The 5,998-nt window shown below is 65.5% G+C and carries 4 protein-coding genes; 2 read left to right on the top strand and 2 right to left on the bottom strand.

What is annotated here, in order from left to right:
* Nucleotides 1–1,475 (bottom strand): formyl transferase (locus tag EOC06_RS26205; RefSeq protein WP_128309143.1); only part of this gene is annotated, 1,475 nt, incomplete at its 3' end.
* Between the two features lie 248 nt (nucleotides 1,476–1,723).
* Here EOC06_RS26205 and EOC06_RS26200 point away from each other — a divergent pair.
* A complete protein-coding gene (locus tag EOC06_RS26200; protein ID WP_128309141.1) occupies nucleotides 1,724–3,826 on the top strand; it encodes an exopolysaccharide transport family protein in 2,103 nt (700 codons plus the stop codon).
* 1 nt (nucleotide 3,827) lies between these two features.
* On the top strand, nucleotides 3,828–5,159 hold the full coding sequence (locus EOC06_RS26195) for a VpsF family polysaccharide biosynthesis protein (protein WP_127272565.1): 1,332 nt from the start codon (nucleotides 3,828–3,830) through the stop codon (nucleotides 5,157–5,159).
* Here EOC06_RS26195 and EOC06_RS26190 read toward each other — a convergent pair.
* Nucleotides 5,122–5,998, bottom strand: an 877-nt coding sequence (locus tag EOC06_RS26190) for a cellulase family glycosylhydrolase (protein WP_128309140.1), incomplete at its 5' end; no start/stop codon positions are given. The genes EOC06_RS26195 and EOC06_RS26190 overlap by 38 nt on opposite strands.

Raw genomic sequence — 5,998 nt, 5'->3', positions numbered from 1 at the left:
ATCGCCGAGCCATCGATGAACTCAAAGCCGCCAGCCTCGTTGAGCGTGTGAAGTTTACGCCCGCTCCATAGCGCACCTGGATTTAAGATGGTTTCAACGACCTGCTCCATGCCGATCAAATCAAGGTGAGAAATGCGTGCGATGCCAAGCGCCGCGCCATAGCTCCTGCGGCAGTCCTGCACCGGGCGCAGCAGGTCGTTGCCGCGCCTGACGATGCGGCCGGCCGGCCGCGCCGAGGCAATGTCGATCAGCACGGGATTTTTGGGATGCGGCGTCCAGGGGCCGCGAAAATTCGGCGCCGACCATAGGTGCAGCGCGTCGGAGAAGGCGCCGCCGCCGTCGCGGACGGTGGCGAACAGCCACCAGGCGCCGCCATGCTCGACAAGCGTGGCGTCGCTGGCCACGACACCGGACAGAAGCGTCGCCTCCTTGACCCATCCACCGGGGAAGGCGGTGGCCCGGTAGAGATCGACGGTGCCGTTGGCGCAGCTTTCCGGCACCATCCAGACCTCGCCGTCGCGCTCGAAGACGAAGGGGTAGGAGAGATGGTAGGGCAGATCCAGCACCGGTTCAGGTCGTCCGAGCGGGCCTGCCGGGCCGAAGGGCACGGCGGAGATGATGGCTTTGCCGAGCCGGTGGATATAGTCCTCGACGAACAGGGTCAGCTGGCCCTGGTAGAGGATGGGAAACGGATCGGCGTAGAAGCGGCTGCCATCGTCCGGCAGCTCTTGCCAACCCGACGCCGGATGGGCACGCAGGTCGAACAGATCGGAGCCCCCGGTTTGCCGCCAGCCGACCTTCCAATGCGGCGCGTTGTAGCAAAGGTGATAGATCTTCTGGACGATCCGCCGCGCCAGCGCCTTGCCGGCTCTGACCCCAAGCTTGCCGGCCGAGGGCATTGGCGGCGGGCTGCCTGCCTGCGCCGGCTCTGGCAGATCGGGCACCGACTTTGCCGCGCCTGACATGGCAGCGACGATCAGGCTTGCCGTGCGCGCCAGCATATCCTGGAAGGACGCCAGCGCGATGCCGCCATATTCTGTGCCCAGACGCCCGGCCGCGATCGCAACGCCGTTCTCCTCGATGCGGGCAAGTGGCGTGCGGCCGGCGAGGATCGAGGCCAGCAAGGCCGCTTCGCCGCTGGCGCCGTCATAGGTGACGTGCCAGACGCGTGTGCTTTCCAGCCTGACATCGCCGCAGAGGTCGATGACCAGGTCGGGCGAAGCGGGGGACTGCCGATAGGGCGCGAGCGCCGAAAGCGGCACACGCTTGGCCAGTCCATCATGGGCCAGTCCATCATGGGGCAGTCCGTGGATCGCCGTTTCGAGTTGAAACAGGGCTGCGGCGCTGCGCGGAATGCCGCTGCCCGCCGGCCTGACATCGACGGACAGTTCGTCGCCGAGCGCGGCAAGGCGCTCCAGCAGCGTGAGATGAAAGGCGCGGACGCAGTCGCCGTCCAGGCGTAGACTTATCTGCATGGTGGAGGCCCGAAAACGCGGTGCCCGGCCTTGCCGGCCAGGCCGGTCCGGTCAAATTGTAACCCCATCTGCATCCTTCTCCGCTCGCCGCGTAACCAACACCCCGATATGTATATTTTTAAGCAAACCGCGTGCCAAAATTCACGTCACCTCTCAACATAATTAACAATGTTTTAACAGTTGGAGGAATAGCTAGGTTAGCGCCGCAACTGACCTTGCCGGCATATGGAGTATTGTCGGAGGCAGCCATGCAATCATCCCTGCCCATGGTTCCTCAGCAACACTCTCCGGATGCGGCACGCGCGGGATCATACGCAGCTTCGACTGTCGAACTGGGCGACCTGAAGCGCATCCTGGTGCGCCGCCGGTTCTGGATCTTCGGCACTGTCGCACTGCTGACGCTGGTCGCCCTTCTCTACGGTCTTTTCACGCCCGCGCTCTACAGCTCGGCGGCGGAAATCCTCATCGATCCGCAGGACCTGCAGGTGGTCACCAACGACGTCAATCCCAGCCGTATCTCACCCGATGGCGGCATCACGCAGGTCGAGAGCCAGGTCAGCGTGGTCCAGTCGACAGGCGTGCTGATGCGGGCGATCGCGGCGACAAACCTGACGCAGGATCCGGAATTCAACGGGCAGGGCTTGCTGTCGCGCCTGCTCGGTTCGGCATCGGCCGAAGGCGACAGGTCGGTGCAGACACTCGACGCGCTGCGCCGGCGCCTGGCGGTCAAGCGGGCCGACAAGGTCCTGGTCCTCGACGTCATCGTCACCGCCAAGAGCGCCGACAAGGCCGCCCTCCTGGCCAACGCCATCGCGCAGGCCTACCTGGTCGATCAGGCGAGCGCGCGCGCGAAAATGGCCAGGGACGCCTCCGAGTCGATCACCGCCCGGCTGGACGAGCAGCGCAAACGCGTCCAGCAGGCCGAGAATGCCGTCGAGGCCTATAAGTCCGCCAACAACATGGTGATGGCGGCAGGGAACCTGGTCAGCGACCAGGAACTGACCGAGATCAACACGCAGCTTGCGGCGGCGCAGAGCCGCACCGCGGCGCTGAAGGCGCAGGTCGACCAGATGCGCCGGCAGAGCGGCACGGCGGACGCAACCTCGGAGGCGATGCGTTCGGCGGTGATCTCGAGCCTGCGGGCGCAAGAGGCGACGCTGGTCGACCAGGTCTCGCAGCTCGGCACGGAGCTGGGGCCGCGTCATCCTTCGCTGATCGCAGCCCAGCAGCAGCTGCGCGACACGCGCCAGCTGATCGCGCGCGAGCTCGGCCGCATCGCCACCGCCACCGAGACGGACTACGAACGGGCGCTGGCCAACCAGCAGGCGCTGGAAGCCAAGGTCGCCGGCATGAAGAGCAAGTCGCTCGACACCGACCAGGCCTCGGTGCGGCTGCGCGAATTGCAGCGCGATCTCGAGGCGCTGCGCTCCGTCTACTCGAACTATCTCCAGCGAGCCCAGGAGACGCGCGAGCAGATCAATGTCGACAGCACCAATGCGCGCATCATCTCCAATGCCATGCCCGCCTTGAAAAAAAGCTGGCCGCCTTTGCCGCTGCTGTTGCTGGGCGCGATATTCGGCGGCCTCGGGCTCGGCACCGGTCTGGCGCTGATCGCCGAATATTCTTCGCCGACGGTGCTTTCCAGCGCGCAGATGCAGTCGGCCATCGACGCGCCGGTGCTGGGCGTGGTGCCGGCAAAATCAGGCACTGGGTGGCGCTGGTGGCCTTTCGGCGCAAGTTCGGCCGCCGCCTCCAGCCAGAAGACCGACGCCGTTGTCGGCCTTGCGCTGAGGCGCATGTTCAGTTCGGGCCAGCGTCCGGCGGACTGGCCGCTGGTGCCTTCCATCCTGGTGACATCGTCGCCGGGCGAGGGCGCGCAGCGCAGCCGGGTGGCGCGGCTGCTGGCCAATGCCGCGGCGTCCAGGGGCAGCCGGGTGCTGTTCATCGATGCCAATACCGGCGGCGGCGACCAGAAGGATCCGCAGCCGGGGATCCTCGATGTGCTGCGCGGCGAGTACGCCTTTGAGGCCGTCAGCCATTACGCCGCCGGCAGCAACGTTGCCGTGCTGGGCAGGGGCCGCTCAAAGGCGGTCTTCCAGGAAGCGCATGGCATCTATTTTGCGCAGCAGATGCTGGCCCGGGCCAGCCGGAGCTTCGAACTCGTCGTCATCGACGGCGGCGCGCTGGCCGATAATCTCAATGCCTCGCCGCTGGTCGCCATGGCCGACGAGATCGTACTCGTCGCCACGCTGAACGCCACCCCGATGCGGGACGTCACGACGACCGCGCAGGCGGTTTCCGTCATGGGGCGGTTGCCGACGGCCGCCTTGCTGGTCGACGAGGCCGCCTGATATGGCTGCCAGTTGGAGCGCAAGCGCTTCGAACCATGGTGCTGCCGCACCCCGCGCCGGCACGTCGCTCGATGCGCTGACGCGCTTCGGACTGATCGCGGCGGTAGCGGTGCTGTTCGGCATCTCGGGCGGCATGCTGTGGCTGGTCGGCTACAATTATGATGGCCTGTTCGGCAACCCGGCGACCAAGATCCACCCGTCCACCTATCTCATCGTCCTCTTGTTTGCCTGGCGCTCATGTGCGTCAGGCAATCCGGTCGGCTATATCGTCCATCTCGCCGACAGGCGGCCGGCCAGCGCGCTGATGGCCGCCATATCGATCGTGCTTTTGTTCGTCGTCATCGCCAGGCAGCGGCCCGGCATGGCTGGCATGATCGATACGTTCGTGGCCGCGGCACTTCTGGTGCTGATGCTCAGCGAGGACGACGAACGGACATTCGCCGGGCTGCAGACCGTCGTTCACGTTGTCATGACGGCGAATGCGCTGCTTGCCCTTTTCGAGTTCGCCACCAAGACGCTTATCTTCCCCTATCGCCTCGACGGCGTGGCGTTTACCACCGATCTGCGCTCGAGCGCGCTGCAGGGACATCCGCTCGCCAATGCCATGGTGACGTCGATCTACGTGCTTGCGCTGCTCTCCGGTGCCAGATCCCTGTCGACGCCTGTGCGGATAGGATTGATCGGCCTGCAATGCGCGGCACTTGTCGCGTTCGGCGGCCGTTCGGCGATGGTGATGACGATTGTGCTGGGCGGTTGCTATCTGCTTTCCAAGGGCATCAGCAAATTGCGCCGGGGACGCGTCAATCTCTTGGGTGCGGCACTCGGCTTCATGCTTGCCGCGCTGCTGCCGGTCGTCATCATCGTGGCGGCATATTATGGCTTTTTCGATGCGCTGCTGGAGCGCTTCGTGTCGGACAGCGGCAGCGCCAATGCCCGCGTCGAGATGTTCGAGCTCTTCAAGCACCTGGAATTACGCGATCTGATCGTGGGGCCGGATGTCGACCTGATCGACAGCCTGCGCCGTATCAACGGTCTCGAACAGGGCATCGAGAACCCGATTATCCGCACCGTCCTCTATCAGGGCGCCTTCTTCACCCTTTTGCTGACGTTCGGCTTCGTGCTGTTCCTGTTCGAGGTGGCGCGCCGCTGCCATCCCGGCATCTGGCTGCCGATGCTGGGCTGGGTCATTCTGATCAACACCTCGGAAAGCGTCGCGTCGAAGACGACGCTGCTGACCAAGTTCGTGGTGCTGGCGCTGGTGCTTTACCGGCCGACGCGGGCAGCGTTCAGGCCCGTCAGTCCGCCGGCATGGTCAGGCCAAGCGCCGCGATGATATCGGGGTCCAGTGCCCGGGTGGTGTCGTCCATCATGCCCATGCCATCGAAGAGATCCCACAGTGCCCAGGCGAACCCGAGTTCCTCGGCGCTCCGCCTGACATCGGCGATGTAGCGCGCGCGATCCGGATTGGGTGCGGCGACATAGCGGGCGTCGGTGCGCAGTGCGCCGAACTCGCCCATGATGATGCGTTCCGGCGCAAGGCCGTGGCCGTCGGCCCAGTCGCGAACCTGGCGAAGATATTTGTCGACAAACCAGCGGTCGGGCCGGGCATCGAAATAGACTTTCAGCACACGCTCGGTCTCGGCATAGGCTGCCTGTTTGGCGTCTTCAGGGATTTCGGTGTCCTGCGCCATGCGCGCCCCGACCGATGCCAGCGTCTGTTCCAGCGAGCCGGCGGATGCCGGCCACGGCACATTGTTGAGCGACCGGTAGACGGGCTCGCGCATCCAGGGTGCCCCCTGATGGCTGAACAGATAGGGCTCATAGAAGTGGAAGGTGAACAGGATCGGCTCGAACGGCGACAGCGGTGCTGGATCGAGCGCGGTCAGTCCGCTCACCATCGAGCCGCAGCCGCCGGTGACGACCAGCGGCAGGGTCGCGGCCGATGCTCTCGCCGCCGTCAGAAGTGAAAGCTGGATCTGCGACCAGACGTTCGACGCGCAGGCCTGCGCCGGCTCGTTGACCGGCTCGAGCGCCACCCTGCCGGGCTGGAACCGCGCCAGCCTGCCGGCAAGCTCGCCGACCAGCCCGCGGTAGAGATCGAAGGCGGGTGCGGCGGTGCTGGAGACCATGCGGTCGGGGTTCCAGTAATGGGTGGCTGCATTGGCCTGGATG

It is taken from the genome of Mesorhizobium sp. M7A.F.Ca.MR.362.00.0.0 (assembly GCF_004023175.1).
Taxonomy (GTDB): Bacteria; Pseudomonadota; Alphaproteobacteria; order Rhizobiales; family Rhizobiaceae; genus Mesorhizobium.
Note: the sequence above shows the minus strand (reverse complement) of the source record. Positions and strands in the feature narration are given on the sequence as shown.

Bases quoted from the DNA above. Each gene is read 5' to 3' on its own strand.
- EOC06_RS26200 (WP_128309141.1), top strand. From the start codon at position 1,724: ATGCAATCATCCCTGCCCATGGTTCCTCAGCAACACTCTCCGGATGCG.
- EOC06_RS26195 (WP_127272565.1), top strand. From the start codon at position 3,828: ATGGCTGCCAGTTGGAGCGCAAGCGCTTCGAACCATGGTGCTGCCGCA.